Here is a 17,500-nt window from a genome sequence, read left to right on the forward strand (position 1 = left end):
GGCGGAACACGTGAAATTCCGTCGGAATCTGGGAGGACCATCTCCCAAGGCTAAATACTCCCTAGTGATCGATAGTGAACCAGTACCGTGAGGGAAAGGTGAAAAGCACCCCGGAAGGGGAGTGAAAGAGATCCTGAAACCGTGTGCCTACAAATAGTCAGAGCCCGTTAATGGGTGATGGCGTGCCTTTTGTAGAATGAACCGGCGAGTTACGATCCCGTGCGAGGTTAAGCTGAAGAGGCGGAGCCGCAGCGAAAGCGAGTCTGAATAGGGCGTTTAGTACGTGGTCGTAGACCCGAAACCAGGTGATCTACCCATGTCCAGGGTGAAGTTCAGGTAACACTGAATGGAGGCCCGAACCCACGCACGTTGAAAAGTGCGGGGATGAGGTGTGGGTAGCGGAGAAATTCCAATCGAACCTGGAGATAGCTGGTTCTCCCCGAAATAGCTTTAGGGCTAGCCTTAAGTGTAAGAGTCTTGGAGGTAGAGCACTGATTGAACTAGGGGTCCTCATCGGATTACCGAATTCAGTCAAACTCCGAATGCCAATGACTTATCCTTAGGAGTCAGACTGCGAGTGATAAGATCCGTAGTCAAGAGGGAAACAGCCCAGATCGCCAGCTAAGGTCCCAAAGTGTGTATTAAGTGGAAAAGGATGTGGAGTTGCTTAGACAACTAGGATGTTGGCTTAGAAGCAGCCACCATTTAAAGAGTGCGTAATAGCTCACTAGTCGAGTGACTCTGCGCCGAAAATGTACCGGGGCTAAATACACCACCGAAGCTGCGAATTGATACCAATGGTATCAGTGGTAGGGGAGCGTTCTAAGTGCAGTGAAGTCAGACCGGAAGGACTGGTGGAGCGCTTAGAAGTGAGAATGCCGGTATGAGTAGCGAAAGACGGGTGAGAATCCCGTCCACCGAATGCCTAAGGTTTCCTGAGGAAGGCTCGTCCGCTCAGGGTTAGTCAGGACCTAAGCCGAGGCCGACAGGCGTAGGCGATGGACAACAGGTTGATATTCCTGTACCACCTCTTTATCGTTTGAGCAATGGAGGGACGCAGAAGGATAGAAGAAGCGTGCGATTGGTTGTGCACGTCCAAGCAGTTAGGCTGATAAGTAGGCAAATCCGCTTATCGTGAAGGCTGAGCTGTGATGGGGAAGCTCCTTATGGAGCGAAGTCTTTGATTCCCCGCTGCCAAGAAAAGCTTCTAGCGAGATAAAAGGTGCCTGTACCGCAAACCGACACAGGTAGGCGAGGAGAGAATCCTAAGGTGTGCGAGAGAACTCTGGTTAAGGAACTCGGCAAAATGACCCCGTAACTTCGGGAGAAGGGGTGCTTTCTTAACGGAAAGCCGCAGTGAATAGGCCCAAGCGACTGTTTAGCAAAAACACAGGTCTCTGCGAAGCCGTAAGGCGAAGTATAGGGGCTGACACCTGCCCGGTGCTGGAAGGTTAAGGAGAGGGGTTAGCGTAAGCGAAGCTCTGAACTGAAGCCCCAGTAAACGGCGGCCGTAACTATAACGGTCCTAAGGTAGCGAAATTCCTTGTCGGGTAAGTTCCGACCCGCACGAAAGGTGTAACGATTTGGGCACTGTCTCAACCAGAGACTCGGTGAAATTATAGTACCTGTGAAGATGCAGGTTACCCGCGACAGGACGGAAAGACCCCGTGGAGCTTTACTGTAGCCTGATATTGAATTTTGGTACATTTTGTACAGGATAGGCGGGAGCCATTGAAACCGGAGCGCTAGCTTCGGTGGAGGCGCTGGTGGGATACCGCCCTGAATGTATTGAAATTCTAACCTACGGGTCTTATCGACCCGGGAGACAGTGTCAGGTGGGCAGTTTGACTGGGGCGGTCGCCTCCTAAAGTGTAACGGAGGCGCCCAAAGGTTCCCTCAGAATGGTTGGAAATCATTCGTAGAGTGCAAAGGCATAAGGGAGCTTGACTGCGAGACCTACAAGTCGAGCAGGGACGAAAGTCGGGCTTAGTGATCCGGTGGTTCCGCATGGAAGGGCCATCGCTCAACGGATAAAAGCTACCCCGGGGATAACAGGCTTATCTCCCCCAAGAGTCCACATCGACGGGGAGGTTTGGCACCTCGATGTCGGCTCATCGCATCCTGGGGCTGTAGTCGGTCCCAAGGGTTGGGCTGTTCGCCCATTAAAGCGGTACGCGAGCTGGGTTCAGAACGTCGTGAGACAGTTCGGTCCCTATCCGTCGTGGGCGTAGGAAATTTGAGAGGAGCTGTCCTTAGTACGAGAGGACCGGGATGGACGCACCGCTGGTGTACCAGTTGTTCTGCCAAGGGCATAGCTGGGTAGCTATGTGCGGAAGGGATAAGTGCTGAAAGCATCTAAGCATGAAGCCCCCCTCAAGATGAGATTTCCCATAGCGTAAGCTAGTAAGATCCCTGAAAGATGATCAGGTTGATAGGTTCGAGGTGGAAGCATGGTGACATGTGGAGCTGACGAATACTAATAGATCGAGGACTTAACCATATAATATGTAGCAAATGTTATCTAGTTTTGAAGGAATATGCCTTCATAGTTTGGTGATGATGGCAGAGAGGTCACACCCGTTCCCATACCGAACACGGAAGTTAAGCTCTCTAGCGCCGATGGTAGTTGGGACCTTGTCCCTGTGAGAGTAGGACGTCGCCAAGCAATTAAAAACACAAGTCTTTTGACTTGTGTTTTTTTTATTTCCCATGGAATAGGCCTGGTCCTGTTAGTAAAAAAGATGAAATATAGTAAGGGATTTTTTGAGCAGAAATAGTAAGAAATTGATAAATAAATGGGTAATCTTCAGAACCATAGCTCCCAAGTAAATCATACCACCAATCTGTTTCATATCTAGAAATCATACTTAAATTGTAGAGCAATAAATAATGAACAAGAAGTTCAGGTAATACTGGTTTAGGATTTCTCGGGTCAGTTGTAATTGGTAAGTAATAAGCATCAGCAAGATATTCGTAGTATAAGGGCGTACTATATATAGGATTCCACGATTGGATAGGAGCTGTAAAAAGCAAATTCGATCCGCTCGTTTTCCCGGGAACATGTTGTATGGATAAATGTTTACAAGTTGATTCAATGTAACGTGAAAATCTTTCTGTAGTCATATGGAGTCGATCTAGTATGTTGACCGAAAAGGAAAGTTCATTTGTATTTGTTGAATCGATTTTATATAATGTGGCCCCTCTTTGACTATAGCGAAATAAATTTTGTAATTCAGGAATATTTCCCATTAGATCTAACATGTTAAACTTCTCTGCTTCTAAGTGTTTCATGTGAAACAGCTGTTCTGCAATATGAGTAAATAATCCATTTTTTTGCACCTTCACCTCATCTTCTAAAAATTGATACCCCTGTTTTTTTCGTTTACGAGTCGTAACACCATGAGCTAAAACAGTAGTGGATTCTGGATAGTTAGGATCAATAGTTAGTAAGCAGGCTTTAAAAAGTTGGCTCATTCCATAAAACAATAACATTGGCTGAATGGAAAATGGGGCTACCTTATATAATTCATAATAGTTTTTCCCGTGTTCTAAGTAATAAATAAAGGGATAACAATTTTCGAAACTTTTTTTTTCAGCATCTTGTATGGAGGATTTTTCATAGCAACGGGCAAGATAACGTTGTACATTTTGAGATGAAAAGAAGAAACTTAATTGCTGCCAAGTACAATGTGTTTGATGCATATATTACGCTCCTTTTATTGTCTAAAAATTCTAACATATATATACGTCCTTGACAGTATTTTAACCAATTGATAAGCTACTAATAATAATTTCTGGTATCATGGGGGGAACAATTATGTGGGAATCTAAATTTGTTAAAGAAGGTTTGACTTTTGATGACGTATTACTTGTACCAGCAAAGTCAGATGTACTACCAAGAGAAGTAAGTGTTAAAACAGTTTTATCTGAAAGCTTACAGTTAAATATCCCGTTAATTAGTGCAGGAATGGATACAGTAACAGAAGCTGATATGGCTATTGCAATGGCTCGTCAAGGCGGTTTAGGAATTATTCATAAAAACATGTCTATTGAACAACAAGCGGAGCAAGTTGATAAAGTAAAACGTTCTGAAAGTGGCGTTATTTCAGATCCTTTCTTTTTAACTCCAGAACATCAAGTGTATGATGCAGAGCATCTTATGGGAAAATACCGTATCTCAGGTGTACCGGTTGTAAATAATTTAGACGAGCGAAAATTAGTTGGTATTATTACAAACCGTGATATGCGTTTTATCCAAGACTACTCAATCAAAATTTCCGACGTAATGACAAAAGAAAAGCTAATTACAGCTCCAGTTGGTACAACGCTGGAAGAAGCTGAAAAGATCCTACAAAAGTACAAAATTGAAAAACTCCCTCTCGTTGATAACAACGGTGTATTACAAGGGCTGATTACAATAAAAGATATTGAAAAAGTAATTGAATTCCCAAATTCTGCGAAGGATAAGCAAGGACGCTTATTAGTTGGAGCAGCGGTTGGTGTAACGGCTGATGCTATGCTTCGTATCGACGCATTAGTAAAAGCTAGCGTAGATGCAATCGTACTCGATACAGCTCATGGACATTCTCAAGGTGTTATTGATAAAGTAAAAGAAGTTCGTGCGAAATATCCATCACTAAATATTATCGCTGGAAATGTTGCTACTGCTGAAGCAACGAAAGCATTAATTGAAGCAGGTGCAAACGTAGTTAAAGTTGGTATTGGACCAGGCTCTATTTGTACGACACGCGTTGTAGCTGGCGTGGGTGTACCACAATTAACAGCAGTTTATGATTGTGCAACAGAAGCTCGTAAACACGGTATTCCGGTTATTGCTGATGGTGGTGTTAAGTACTCTGGTGACATGGTAAAAGCTTTAGCAGCAGGAGCACACGTTGTTATGCTAGGTAGTATGTTTGCTGGTGTTGCTGAAAGCCCTGGAGAGACTGAAATTTACCAAGGTCGTCAATTTAAAGTATATCGTGGTATGGGTTCTGTCGGAGCGATGGAAAAAGGAAGTAAAGACCGTTACTTCCAAGAAGGAAATAAAAAACTTGTTCCAGAAGGTATTGAAGGTCGAGTACCATATAAAGGACCTTTAGCAGATACAGTTCATCAATTAGTTGGTGGATTACGTGCCGGTATGGGATATTGCGGAGCGCAGAATTTAGAATTCTTACGTGAGAATGCACAATTCATTCGTATGTCAGGTGCTGGTTTACGTGAAAGCCACCCTCATCACGTACAAATTACAAAAGAGGCTCCAAACTACTCATTATAATGTCTGATATACAAATAGACGGAGATTTGATATCTCTGTCTATTTTTTTTTGATTATGTTAGAATAACGGTTATGTGAGTACATAGATATTGGGGGTAACAGACGTGAAAGGTATGTTTTGCAAAAGATTCATTGCTTTAGTAACAATGCTTACACTAGCTTGTAGTATGTTGTTACCATATAGCAATGCATCAGCAGAAACAGGAGCTTCTTTAAACATTGAAGCAGGTGCAGCAATTTTAGTTGAAGCAAATTCTGGGAAAATTTTATATCAAAAGAATGCAGATGAATTATTATCAATTGCTAGTATGACAAAGATGATGAGTGAATATTTAGTTCATGAAGCAGTGGATAAAGGAAAACTTAAGTGGGATCAAAAAATTAAGGTTTCTGAATATGCGTATAAGGTTTCACAAGATGCTTCTTTATCAAATGTTGCATTAGAAAATGGCGGCATTTATACAGTAAAAGAGTTATATGAAGCAATGGCAATCTTTTCTGCAAATGGTGCAACAATTGCATTAGCAGAAGCAATTGCAGGTAAAGAAGTAGACTTCGTAAAAATGATGAATGATAAATCGAAAGAACTAGGGTTGAAAAATTATAAATTTGTCAATTCTACAGGTTTAACGAATAAAGATTTAAAGGGAATGCACCCTGAAGGAACAACAGCGGATGAAGAAAATAAAATGTCTGCAAAGGATGTTGCAACTTTAGCACAACATTTAATTAAAGATTACCCAAAAGTGTTAGATACAGCAAAAATCCCGAAAAAAGAATTTCGTCCACAAAAAGAGAAGTTTGCAATGTCGAACTGGAACTGGATGTTAAAGGGCTTAGTGAAAGAATATGATGGCGTAGATGGCCTGAAAACAGGCTCGACTCCAGAAGCCGGGGATTGCTTCACTGGTACGGTTGAAAGAAACGGTATGCGTTTTATTTCTGTAGTTATTAAAACAAGTTCTCATACAGCACGTTTTGATGAAACAAAGAAGCTATATGATTATGGATTTGCTAACTTTGAAATGAAGCAAATGTATAAAAAAGATTCTTCAGTAAAAGGACAAGAAACAGTACGAGTAGAAAATGCTAAAGATAAAGATGTAGCAGTTCAAACAAAACAAGCTGTTTCACTTCCAGTGCCAAAAGGAAGTAAAGATGTTTATAAAACAGAATTAAAAGAAGCAAATAAGGGACAAGAAGCACCTATTAAAAAGGGAGCTGTACTTGGCCAAATGGTAATCACACCAAAAGATGCGAATGACCCTGGATTTTTATCTGGTAAGTCATTACAAATAGATCTTGTAACAACGTCTGCAGTAGAGGAAGCGAATTGGTTTACTCGCTCTATGCGCGGAATTGGTTCTTTCTTTAGTGGTATATGGAATAGTGCTGTTGATACAGTAAAAGGTTGGTTTTAAAAGCTCCTCATTGTAGGGGCTTTTTCTTATTCCTATTTTTCATACCGACTTTATGAAAAAGTAGTAGACAAGCATCTGATGGTTAGTGGTAGAATGTAAGAGTATTCTTAATTTTCGCCTTTAACGGGGAAAAGCAATTCACCTAGGGGGGTTTTTGTAACATGACAAATGTAACAGGGACAGAACGTGTAAAACGTGGAATGGCAGAAATGCAAAAAGGCGGCGTTATTATGGACGTAATTAACGCTGAACAAGCAAAAATTGCAGAAGAGGCAGGCGCAGTTGCCGTTATGGCACTAGAGCGTGTACCAGCAGATATTCGTGCAGCAGGTGGCGTTTCTCGTATGGCAGACCCAACAATCGTTGAGGAAGTTATGGGTGCGGTGTCAATTCCGGTTATGGCAAAATGCCGTATCGGTCACCTTGTAGAAGCACGTGTATTAGAATCATTAGGGGTAGACTATATCGATGAGAGTGAAGTGTTAACTCCTGCCGATGAAGTATACCATTTAAATAAACGTGATTACACAGTTCCATTTGTATGTGGTTGCCGTGATATCGGAGAAGCTGCACGTCGTATTGCAGAAGGTGCATCTATGCTTCGTACAAAAGGTGAACCAGGAACAGGAAACATTGTAGAGGCAGTGCGTCATATGCGCCAAGTCAATGCAGAAATCCGTCAAGTTGCAAGTCTACGTGAAGATGAGTTAATGACATATGCAAAAAATACTGGTGCTCCTTATGAAGTACTACTTGAAATTAAACGCCTTGGTCGTTTGCCAGTTGTAAACTTCGCAGCAGGTGGTGTAGCAACACCAGCAGATGCAGCGTTAATGATGCAACTTGGTGCGGATGGTGTATTCGTAGGATCTGGTATCTTCAAATCAGAAAATCCAGAGAAATTTGCACGCGCAATCGTTGAAGCGACGACTCATTATGAGGATTACGAACTAATTGCAAGCCTTTCTAAAGGGTTAGGTAATGCAATGAAAGGTATCGAAATTTCAACATTATTACCAGAACAACGCATGCAAGAGCGTGGATGGTAATTGAAGGAGAACTTTAAAATGGTGAAAATCGGTGTACTAGGTCTTCAAGGTGCAGTTCGTGAGCATATAAAATCAGTTGAAGCAAGTGGTGCAGAAGCTGTTGTTGTAAAGCGTATAGAGCAACTTGAAGAGATTGATGGTCTTATTTTACCAGGCGGTGAAAGTACAACAATGCGCCGTCTTATTGATAAGTATGCTTTCATGGAACCACTTCGTACATTCGCGAAGTCTGGTAAACCAATGTTTGGTACATGTGCAGGTATGATTCTTCTTGCAAAAACACTTATTGGCTATGAAGAAGCACATATTGGTGCTATGGATATTACAGTAGAACGCAATGCGTTCGGACGCCAAAAAGATAGCTTTGAAGTCGCACTTTCAATTAAAGGTGTAGGAGAAGAATTTATTGGTGTATTTATCCGTGCTCCGTATGTTGTAAATGTAGCTGATGATGTTGAAGTACTTTCTACACATGGTGACCGAATGGTAGCAGTAAAACAAAATCAGTTTTTAGCTGCTTCATTCCATCCGGAATTAACGGATGATCATCGTGTCACAGCATACTTTGTAGAAATGGTAAAAGAAGCGAAAACGAAAAAAGTTGTCTAAGTAACTTGCAACTTGTATAAGATTATAGTAAATTGATGGTAACAATTTTATAAAATAAGCGTGTTGATAGGAAGTAGTAACAAATGCCGTTTCTTATAGAGAGTCGATGGTTGGTGGAAATCGATAGAAACAGTTTGTGAATCCATCCTGGAATGGAATGTGGAATATCTTTATGATTAGTAAACATTCCCGGTGAAGAGCCGTTATTTCTACTTGAGAGGAAGGCGGTAATGCTTTCAACTAGGGTGGCAACGCGGGTTAACTCCCGTCCCTTTATATAGGGACGGGAGTTTTTTGTGTTTTATAAAATAAAAGGAGGAGTATATAATGCTTGATATTAAATTTTTACGTACAAATTTTGAAGAAGTAAAAGCAAAGTTACAGCATAGAGGCGAAGATTTAACTGATTTTGGTCGCTTTGAAGAGCTGGATACGAGAAGAAGAGAATTACTTGTTCAAACAGAGGAACTAAAAAGTAAACGTAACGAAGTATCTCAACAAATCTCTGTATTGAAGCGCGAAAAGAAAGATGCAGAAGCTCTAATTCTAGAAATGCGTGAAGTTGGAGAAAAAGTAAAAGATCTTGATAATGAACTTCGTACAGTTGAAGAAGATTTAGAAAGATTAATGTTATCTATTCCAAATATTCCTCATGAATCTGCTCCAGTTGGTGAAACAGAAGATGATAATGTAGTAGCACGTACTTGGGGAGAAGTGAAAGAATTTGCTTATGAACCAAAACCACATTGGGATCTTGCTACAGATTTAGGAATTTTAGATTTTGAGCGTGCTGGGAAAGTAACGGGAAGCCGCTTCGTATTCTATAAAGGTGCTGGCGCGAGATTAGAGCGTGCTTTAATTAGCTTTATGCTTGATCTTCATACTGATGAGCATGGATACGAAGAAGTATTACCTCCGTATATGGTAAACCGTGCAAGTATGACAGGAACAGGACAACTTCCGAAATTTGAAGAAGATGCATTCCGTATTGAAAGTGAAGATTACTTCTTAATTCCGACAGCTGAAGTACCTGTAACGAACATGCATCGTGATGAAATCTTAAATAAAGATCAATTGCCTATACGATATGCTGCATTTAGCTCTTGTTTCCGTTCTGAAGCAGGTTCAGCTGGTCGTGATACACGTGGCTTAATTCGTCAGCATCAGTTCAATAAAGTAGAGCTTGTAAAGTTCGTAAAACCAGAAGATTCTTATGAAGAGTTAGAAAAACTAACAAATGATGCAGAACGCGTGTTACAATTATTAGAGTTGCCATATCGCGTTATGAGCATGTGCACAGGCGATTTAGGATTTACAGCAGCGAAGAAATACGATATCGAAGTATGGATTCCAAGCTATGGCACATATCGTGAGATTTCTTCTTGTAGTAATTTTGAGGCTTTCCAAGCGAGACGTGCAAATATCCGTTTCCGTCGTGAGCCAAACGGAAAACCAGAACATGTTCATACATTAAATGGATCTGGTCTTGCGATTGGACGTACGGTTGCAGCTATTTTAGAGAACTACCAACAAGAAGATGGTACAATTATAATTCCAGAAGTTCTTCGCCCTTATATGGGAGGAAAAGCAGTTATTAAGTAAATGTAAACATTCATCGGTATGAGTGATTGGTAATTATGAGCATTGTCAGTACTGAAATGTAGGAGGGGAAAGGTAAATTTCCCCTTTCCTCATAATTTATTTTAGTAGGGTTGACTAACTGTTTTTCTTTTGATATTATATTTGATGTCAATATGGAGGTATACCCAAGTCTGGCTGAAGGGATCGGTCTTGAAAACCGACAGGCGGCGAGAGTCGCGCGGGGGTTCGAATCCCTCTACCTCCTCCAGATATAATTGACAACAGCGCATATAAGTGGAGATTGGAGAACTCGTTACCAACACGTAACGAGTTTTTATTTTAAAACCAATCATAAAGTATGGTGTAGGGCGATTTTCTCCTTATTACACACTCATATTCCGATGATTATCTTCATAGATATGAAAGGAGTCAACATGGATCTTATTATACAAACGTTTCCTTTAGATGGAAAAACTTTATATTATGTACAATGTCCTGTCTGTAAGAACAATAGAATTTTAAACAGTGGTGCAAATGTGTCACGCATTATAAGCGATGATACATTCCGTAAACTTTGTGGTTGCACTTGTGATGTAAAGCAAACTGCGACAAAAGTAGAGGCGCCAAAAAAAGTTGAAAAAGCAGCTGTAAAGAAAGAAGCAGCTCCAAAACGTACAGGTAAAGTATTAACAGCAGTAATTAACGGGAAAGAAATGACTGTTAAAGAGATTGCTGAAACATACGATATTAGTACAAGTACTGTTCGTCAGCGTATTAACGCTGGAAAACCTGAGAGTGAAATTATTGCTCCGACAAAAAAGAAGTAATTTAATAGAAAAACCCGTGCGTATGCACGGGTTTTTTATTTTACAAGTTTACGTGTTTGTTTTAAAAAATGGCCAATTTTTTTAATGATTGGTTCAATTGAATCGCCATCTTTTAAAATATCGTATTCATTAATGTTTAATCGTAAAACAGGGCATGCATTAAAGTTGTTAATCCAGTTTTCGTAACGGCCATGCATCTCTTTCCAATACTCAATTGGTGTTTGTTGTTCCATCGGACGTCCGCGTTCTTGGATACGATTAACAATATCATCGAAAGAACCTTCTAAGTAAATTAATAAATCTGGATGAGGGAAGTAAGGAGTCATGACCATAGCATCAAATAAACCTTTGTATGTTTCATAATCAGTTTCCGTCATTGTACCTTTTTCATGATGCATCTTTGCAAAAATTCCAGTGTCTTCATAGATAGAGCGATCTTGAACAAAACCGCCACCGTATTCAAAAATTCTTTTTTGTTCTTTAAATCGTTCTGCTAAAAAGTACACTTGCAAGTGGAAGCTCCAGCGTGTGAAATCAGCATAGAACTTGTCCAAATACGGGTTCGAATCTACCTTTTCAAATGATGTGCGATAACCTAAAGTGTTAGCTAATGCAGTTGTCATAGTTGATTTTCCGACACCTACTGTTCCAGCAATAGTGATTACTGCGTCATTTGGTATATCATATTTTTGCCTTAAATTCATTGTTATTTCGACTCCTTTAAGAGAGTATTTTGAAGGGCGGATAGGATGACGTTTAAATCATCAGGATTTTTTACAAAATCCATATCGTCTCCGTTAAATTTCAATACTGGGATATCTGGATGATCCTTTTTAAAAGTATCCATTGCCGTTTCGTAATCTTTTGTGAGCTGTAGTAAGTAATTGGGATCCATATTTTTTTCGAATTCTCTTCCGCGCATCGCAATTCGTGTTTGTAATGTTTCCAAGCTAGCTGTTAAATAAACGATAACGTTTGGTACAGGCATATCTTGTGTAAGGATACGATAGATTTGCATGTACTTGTCGTATTGAGAATTCTTTAATGTACGGGATGCGAAAATTAAATTTTTAAATATATGATAATCCGCTACTACTGGCTTCCTTTGATTCAAATACTTTATGTTAATATCTTCTAATTGTTTGTATCTATTACAAAGAAAGAACATCTCTGTTTGAAAACTCCATTCGTCGATGTCTTCATAGAATTTTCCTAAAAAAGGATTTTCATCAACAATCTCTTTTAGTAAGTGGAGTTGCATGTGAGTTGAAATTGCCTTCGCAAGCGAGGTTTTTCCAACACCAATTGGTCCTTCAACCGTGATAAAAGGTACTCCGGTCACGCTGTTTCCTCCTTTCAATCAGTGATTTACCGTGACTACTAAAAACACAAAACAGAATTATTGTAGCACAAGAGGGAAGCGAGCGGGTTAATTTGATATAAAAAGTTAGAAAATAGATATATGTATTAATTAATTTTTATTTGAGATGAAGGTACTATATTTGCTTTTAATGTGGATTCCATTATTTTTAAAGCATGCAGATTATCCTGATCGTGATTAGAGGCAATACAGTCCTGTGGTACATACAGTGTATAATTTCTCATATGAGCGTCGTTAGCTGTAAAGAGGATACATATATTCCCGGCGACTCCTGTTAATATTAGATTTTCTATTTTTAAATAGCCTAATAAAGAATTTAAAGGTGTTTCATAAAAAGCAGAGTAATGTGGTTTAATAAAAATGTAATCATCGGAATTTGGAGCAATCTTATGAATGATATTTTCGCTATACTCATTTGTACAATGGGTAATTAGTTGGTCAATATCAGATCTCCAAAGTTGATAATGGTCATTAACATAAATTATGGGGTAGCCAAAGGATTTCATTGTTTTCTTTAATTGTAAAATAGGGTTTGTTATAATTTCGCATTTTTTGGCTAAGATGGGCCCGTGTGAAAATTGAAAATCATTAATCATATCGATAATGAGTAAGGCAGTATTCTTCATATGTAATCTCCTCTCTTTTTTATTAGGGTGGATTGAATTTGTAAAAGTTATCCCATGTGTAGTAAATGGAAATAAGTGTACTTTATTTGTAATGAAAGGACTATGGTATGGAACGCGATCAAGATATTTATTTTATGCAGTTAGCAATAGAAGAGGCTGAAAAAGCAGAGGCAATACAAGAAGTACCGATTGGTGCAGTTATAGTGTTAGATGGTGAAGTAATTAGTGTTGCTCATAATTTAAGAGAAACTGAACAAAGATCAATAGCTCACGCTGAGTTGTTAGCTATTGATGAGGCGTGCAAAAAATTAGGGACATGGCGTTTAGAAGATGCGACGTTATATGTAACATTAGAGCCTTGTCCGATGTGTGCGGGTGGAATTGTTTTATCACGAGTGAAGCGAGTTGTATATGGTGCAAGTGATCCGAAAGGTGGATGTGCAGGGACGTTGATGAATCTTTTAACGGATGAACGCTTTAACCATCAATGCGAGGTAGTTGCTGGTGTATTAGAAGAAGAATGCGGTACTTTGTTAACAAACTTTTTTAGAGAGCTTCGTAAAAAAAGAAAAGCGATAAAAAAATTAGAGAAAAGTAACGAGAATTAACGTATTTGCATTTTGTAAAAAAACAAGTTATACTGATAATGCCTTTTAATGAAGGCAACCGAATATTGGTTTTAACTTTGCCGTGCTAAGCGGGGAGGTAGCGGTGCCCTATACTCGCAATCCGCTCTAGCGAGGCCGAATCCCTTCTCGAGGTTATGCTGCTGTAAGGTCTGCCTTAAGTAAGTGGTGTTGACGTTTGGGTCCTGCGCAACGGGACCCCGTGAACCTTGTCAGGTCCGGAAGGAAGCAGCAATAAGCGGGTCTTCTCGTGTGCCGCAGGAGTGCCTGAACCGAGCTAACTGCTTGAGTAACGCTTATGGTACGTAATCGACAGAAGGTGCACGGCAGTTATATATGTATACAAAACTCACCTTAATACTAAGGTGGGTTTTTTGTATAGAAAATAACTTTTGGAATCTATAAACAGAATGGGTTATAATAAATGAGATAATAACCTTTGAGGGAGGCCGTATTTTCGTGTCATACCAAGCGTTATACCGAACATGGAGACCGCAAAAATTTGAAGATGTAGTTGGTCAAAAGCACGTGACAAAAACGTTGCAAAATGCCCTTCTTCAAGAGAAAGTTTCACATGCTTATTTATTTTCTGGGCCGAGGGGAACAGGAAAAACGACAATTGCAAAAGTATTTGCAAAAGCAATCAACTGTGAACATGCTCCGGTAGCTGAACCTTGTAATGAATGTCCTTCTTGTTTGGGGATTACACAAGGATCTATTTCAGATGTATTAGAAATTGATGCGGCTTCAAATAACGGTGTAGATGAAATTCGAGATATTAGAGATAAAGTAAAATATGCTCCAAGTGCTGTAGAATATAAAGTATACATTATTGATGAAGTCCACATGCTTTCTATGGGGGCCTTCAATGCGCTTTTAAAAACGTTAGAAGAGCCGCCAGGACACGTCATCTTTATTTTGGCGACAACAGAACCGCATAAGATTCCGCCTACAATCATTTCACGTTGCCAGCGTTTTGAATTTCGAAAAATATCAGTAAATGATATTGTTGAGAGATTATCGACGGTTGTGACGAATGAAGGTACGCAAGTAGAAGATGAGGCGTTACAAATTGTTGCACGTGCCGCTGAAGGTGGTATGCGTGATGCGCTTAGTCTTATTGATCAGGCAATATCTTATAGTGATGAGACAGTTACGACAGAAGATGTATTAGCTGTGACAGGTTCTGTTTCCCAGCAATACTTAGGTAACTTAGTAGAATGTATACGTGAAAATGATGTATCAAGAGCATTACGTATCATAGATGAGATGATGGGTAAAGGGAAAGATCCAGTTCGTTTTATGGAGGATTTCATTTACTATTATCGGGATATGCTTTTATATCAAACTTCACCACAACTGGAACATATGTTGGAACGAGTAATGGTAGATGAGCAATTCCGGATGTTAAGTGAAGAAATGCAACCGGAAGTAATCTATGAAATCATTCATACTCTTAGTAAGGGACAACAGGAAATGAAGTGGACAAATCATCCGCGAATTTTCTTAGAAGTTGTTATGGTACAACTGTGTCAACAGTTTATGATGCAAGCAAACGGTGCAGATCGTTTACAAGCAATTATGAACAGGATGCAGCAATTGGAGAAAGAGTTAGAACAAGTCAAAAAGAATGGTGTGCCGGCTGGTGTGCAGCAAGAAGTCAGAGAGACACGTGCAACACCAAAGCCAGTGCGGACAGGTAGTATGAAGATTCCTGTCGGACGCGTAAATGAAGTGTTAAAACAAGCAAAGCGCCAGGATTTAGAGCAATTAAAAGCTGTGTGGGGTGAGTTGTTAGGCAGACTCAAAGCATACAACAAAGTAGCGTTTGCTGTTTTATTAGAAAATAGCGAACCGGTGGCGGCTTCGGATGATACTTACGTTTTAGCGTTTCAATATGAGATTCACTGTAAAATGGCAAGCGAAAATCGAGAAGCTATGGATACAGTGGAACAAGCCTTATTTGAATTGCTAAGTAAAAGATTAAATATGATTGCCATTCCAAAAAGTGAATGGGGTAAAATCCGTGAAGATTTTTTACAGCGTGAAGGCGGGGAGTCTGAAGAAAGCCCAGAGAAAAAAGAAGATCCTCTTATAGAAGAGGCCGTAAAATTAGTAGGACAAGAACTTATTGAAATAAAAGAGTAATAATAATTAGGAGGAATTAATTATGATGCGTGGCGGAATGGGAAATATGAATAATATGATGAAACAAATGCAAAAGATGCAAAAAGATATGGCAAAGGCGCAAGAAGAGCTTGGCGAAAAAACAGTTGAAGGTACAGCTGGCGGCGGTATGGTCACAGTTATTGCAAATGGTCATAAGCAAATTCTTGAAGTGAAAGTTAAAGAAGAAGTTGTAGATCCAGAAGATATCGAAATGTTACAAGACTTAGTGTTAGCTGCAACGAATGATGCACTTAAAAAAGCTGATGAACTTTCAAACTCTACAATGGGTAAATTTACAAAAGGCTTGAACTTACCAGGTGGAATGTTCTAGGAGGATACTGATATATGCATTATCCAGAACCGATATCGAAATTAATTGATAGTTTTATGAAGTTGCCAGGAATCGGACCGAAAACAGCGGTTCGATTGGCATTTTTCGTATTAGATATGAAAGAAGATGATGTGTTAGGTTTTGCAAAAGCACTTGTGAATGCGAAGCGAGATTTAGCGTATTGTTCTGTATGCGGACATATTACTGACCGCGACCCTTGTTATATTTGTAATGATTCGCATCGAGATCAGTCGGTTGTTTGTGTTGTGCAGGAACCGAAAGATGTAATCGCAATGGAAAAGATGAAAGAGTATCAAGGTGTATATCATGTGTTACGTGGTGCGATTTCTCCAATGGAGGGAATTGGACCGGAAGACATTAATATCCCGCAACTTTTAAAGCGACTGCATGATGAAACGGTACAAGAAGTGATACTAGCAACAAACCCTAATATTGAAGGGGAAGCTACAGCGATGTATATATCCCGCCTCTTAAAGCCGACAGGTATTAAAGTAACTCGTATTGCACATGGTCTGCCAGTTGGTGGAGATTTAGAATATGCAGATGAAGTGACACTGTCGAAAGCGTTAGAAGGTCGTAGAGAAGTATAAGAGGAGAAACAAAAATGTTCTTTCAAAAAAAGGGTAAATTGCGTAAAGAGTATGATGATAAGCTAATTGTACTATTAGAAAAAGTGAAGAATGAATGGTTACGTCAGAAGAGAATGGTTGAACAAAGTGTGGAACCATCTCAAGATGTACTTTGTTCTTTGAAAATAGCAGAGGCGAAATATTTCTTCTTGTTAAAAGAAGCAAAACGTCGTCCGGTAAAAATGGAACAATGGTAAAAGGTTCTGCTGAAAAAGCAGAACCTTTTATTTTATTCGTTAAACATTGCGTGGTTACTTCGTTTGGAAAGAGTGAGGAATCGTTTTATATGAAGAAAGTGTCGTCGAATAAAATTTAATGAGATGAAGCGACTGGAGTAGTATGATAAATGTTCTTTTTTATCGCCTTGTCCCATACAAATAAATGTGTATAGGTCATTCACAAGGAGGAAAAAATGAATTCTACAATTATTATTGTTGGTATTCTTGCTCTAGTTTTTATTTTTCTTGTTTTTGGAGTTTCTTCTAAGCCGTTACGTTTTATAGGAAAAGCGCTCTTTCATGTTACTTTGGGAATAGCGTTACTTTTTATCGTAAACGTTGTAGGAACATATTTTGATTTTCATATTCCAATTAACTTGGGTACAGCAACAATTACAAGTCTATTAGGTCTACCTGGTGTTGCTGCATTAGTGGTTATTAAGCTTTATATCATGCCAAGATAAAATTTTTTTGGCATTTTTTTAAAAAGTGTTGACGAACAAATGATTAATATGGTAAATTAATAAGCGTCGTCAGGAACGAAAGAAAAAAGTTGTTGACAGATTTAACGCAAAATGTTAAATTATAAAAGTCGCTGAAACGCGATGTTGAACTTTGAAAACTAAACGAAACAAACAACGTGAAACGTCAATTTTTATTTTTAGATGCTAGACAAACTAACTTTATTGGAGAGTTTGATCCTGGCTCAGGATGAACGCTGGCGGCGTGCC

At 39.4% G+C, this 17,500-nt stretch carries 16 protein-coding genes, 1 tRNA gene, 3 rRNA genes, 1 other RNA gene and 1 other annotated feature (2 of these 22 cut by a window edge); of the genes, 17 read left to right on the plus strand and 4 right to left on the minus strand.

Features of this window, described 5'->3' with window-relative positions; all coding sequences use genetic code 11:
• Window positions 1–2,500: ribosomal RNA gene (locus tag NHG49_RS00045) — 23S ribosomal RNA — on the plus strand (it extends 422 nt beyond the left edge of the window).
• A gap of 49 nt (window positions 2,501–2,549) precedes the next feature.
• Window positions 2,550–2,665 (plus strand): 5S ribosomal RNA (rrf, locus tag NHG49_RS00050).
• Between the two features lie 35 nt (window positions 2,666–2,700).
• Here the strand turns inward: rrf and NHG49_RS00055 are convergent.
• A complete protein-coding gene (locus NHG49_RS00055) occupies window positions 2,701–3,702 on the minus strand; it encodes a YaaC family protein (RefSeq protein WP_064475251.1) in 1,002 nt (333 codons plus the stop codon).
• 115 nt (window positions 3,703–3,817) lie between these two features.
• Here NHG49_RS00055 and guaB point away from each other — a divergent pair, with 115 nt between their 5' ends.
• From guaB to NHG49_RS00090, 7 genes are all read left to right on the plus strand, one after another.
• Entirely contained in the window at window positions 3,818–5,281 is a 1,464-nt protein-coding gene (gene guaB / locus NHG49_RS00060; RefSeq protein WP_000264076.1) for an IMP dehydrogenase, read from the plus strand.
• A 113-nt stretch (window positions 5,282–5,394) separates the two neighbouring features.
• Entirely contained in the window at window positions 5,395–6,702 is a 1,308-nt protein-coding gene (dacA, locus tag NHG49_RS00065; RefSeq protein WP_141669114.1) for a D-alanyl-D-alanine carboxypeptidase DacA, read from the plus strand.
• Between the two features lie 161 nt (window positions 6,703–6,863).
• On the plus strand, window positions 6,864–7,751 hold the full coding sequence (pdxS, locus tag NHG49_RS00070; RefSeq protein WP_000186157.1) for a pyridoxal 5'-phosphate synthase lyase subunit PdxS: 888 nt from the start codon (window positions 6,864–6,866) through the stop codon (window positions 7,749–7,751).
• 18 nt (window positions 7,752–7,769) lie between these two features.
• Window positions 7,770–8,360: a pyridoxal 5'-phosphate synthase glutaminase subunit PdxT gene (gene pdxT / locus NHG49_RS00075; protein ID WP_064475253.1), complete on the plus strand. Its 591-nt coding sequence runs from the start codon at window positions 7,770–7,772 to the stop codon at window positions 8,358–8,360.
• 54 nt (window positions 8,361–8,414) lie between these two features.
• Window positions 8,415–8,636 (plus strand) — a binding site (T-box leader).
• Between the two features lie 51 nt (window positions 8,637–8,687).
• Window positions 8,688–9,962 (plus strand): serine--tRNA ligase, encoded by a 1,275-nt coding sequence (gene serS, locus NHG49_RS00080; protein WP_000884182.1) that lies wholly within the window; start codon window positions 8,688–8,690, stop codon window positions 9,960–9,962.
• A 154-nt stretch (window positions 9,963–10,116) separates the two neighbouring features.
• Window positions 10,117–10,209, plus strand: a tRNA-Ser gene (locus NHG49_RS00085).
• Window positions 10,210–10,375: 166 nt separating this feature from the next.
• Window positions 10,376–10,768 (plus strand): sigma factor-like helix-turn-helix DNA-binding protein, encoded by a 393-nt coding sequence (locus NHG49_RS00090; protein WP_000364198.1) that lies wholly within the window; start codon window positions 10,376–10,378, stop codon window positions 10,766–10,768.
• A 35-nt stretch (window positions 10,769–10,803) separates the two neighbouring features.
• Here the strand turns inward: NHG49_RS00090 and NHG49_RS00095 are convergent, their stop codons facing one another.
• The 3 genes from NHG49_RS00095 to NHG49_RS00105 all read right to left on the minus strand — a co-directional run bounded on the left by NHG49_RS00095 (window position 10,804) and on the right by NHG49_RS00105 (window position 12,775).
• Window positions 10,804–11,472: a deoxynucleoside kinase gene (locus tag NHG49_RS00095; RefSeq protein WP_222655962.1), complete on the minus strand. Its 669-nt coding sequence runs from the start codon at window positions 11,470–11,472 to the stop codon at window positions 10,804–10,806.
• Between the two features lie 2 nt (window positions 11,473–11,474).
• Window positions 11,475–12,110 carry a deoxynucleoside kinase gene (locus NHG49_RS00100; RefSeq protein WP_064475255.1) on the minus strand — a complete coding sequence of 212 codons (636 nt, stop codon included), beginning with the start codon at window positions 12,108–12,110 and terminating at the stop codon, window positions 11,475–11,477.
• A gap of 125 nt (window positions 12,111–12,235) precedes the next feature.
• Entirely contained in the window at window positions 12,236–12,775 is a 540-nt protein-coding gene (locus NHG49_RS00105; RefSeq protein ID WP_088047005.1) for a cysteine hydrolase family protein, read from the minus strand.
• A 107-nt stretch (window positions 12,776–12,882) separates the two neighbouring features.
• Between NHG49_RS00105 and tadA the strand changes: the two genes are divergently transcribed.
• The 8 genes from tadA to NHG49_RS00145 all read left to right on the plus strand — a co-directional run.
• Entirely contained in the window at window positions 12,883–13,383 is a 501-nt protein-coding gene (gene tadA, locus NHG49_RS00110; protein ID WP_064475257.1) for a tRNA adenosine(34) deaminase TadA, read from the plus strand.
• A gap of 80 nt (window positions 13,384–13,463) precedes the next feature.
• Window positions 13,464–13,728, plus strand: an RNA gene (gene ffs, locus NHG49_RS00115) — signal recognition particle sRNA large type.
• A gap of 132 nt (window positions 13,729–13,860) precedes the next feature.
• Window positions 13,861–15,549, plus strand: a complete 1,689-nt coding sequence (dnaX, locus tag NHG49_RS00120) for a DNA polymerase III subunit gamma/tau (protein ID WP_064475258.1) — start codon at window positions 13,861–13,863, stop codon at window positions 15,547–15,549.
• A 25-nt stretch (window positions 15,550–15,574) separates the two neighbouring features.
• On the plus strand, window positions 15,575–15,901 hold the full coding sequence (locus tag NHG49_RS00125; RefSeq protein WP_170771173.1) for a YbaB/EbfC family nucleoid-associated protein: 327 nt from the start codon (window positions 15,575–15,577) through the stop codon (window positions 15,899–15,901).
• A 14-nt stretch (window positions 15,902–15,915) separates the two neighbouring features.
• Window positions 15,916–16,512 (plus strand): recombination protein RecR, encoded by a 597-nt coding sequence (gene recR / locus NHG49_RS00130; protein WP_000559169.1) that lies wholly within the window; start codon window positions 15,916–15,918, stop codon window positions 16,510–16,512.
• A gap of 14 nt (window positions 16,513–16,526) precedes the next feature.
• Window positions 16,527–16,748, plus strand: coding sequence for a YaaL family protein (locus tag NHG49_RS00135; protein WP_000466020.1), 222 nt, complete (start codon window positions 16,527–16,529; stop codon window positions 16,746–16,748).
• A 215-nt stretch (window positions 16,749–16,963) separates the two neighbouring features.
• A complete protein-coding gene (locus NHG49_RS00140; protein WP_001089260.1) occupies window positions 16,964–17,233 on the plus strand; it encodes a pro-sigmaK processing inhibitor BofA family protein in 270 nt (89 codons plus the stop codon).
• A 219-nt stretch (window positions 17,234–17,452) separates the two neighbouring features.
• A 16S ribosomal RNA gene (locus NHG49_RS00145) occupies window positions 17,453–17,500 on the plus strand; it runs 1,504 nt beyond the window's last position.

The organism is Bacillus sp. IBL03825, from assembly GCF_024712505.1.
Taxonomy (GTDB): domain Bacteria; phylum Bacillota; class Bacilli; order Bacillales; family Bacillaceae_G; genus Bacillus_A; species Bacillus_A wiedmannii.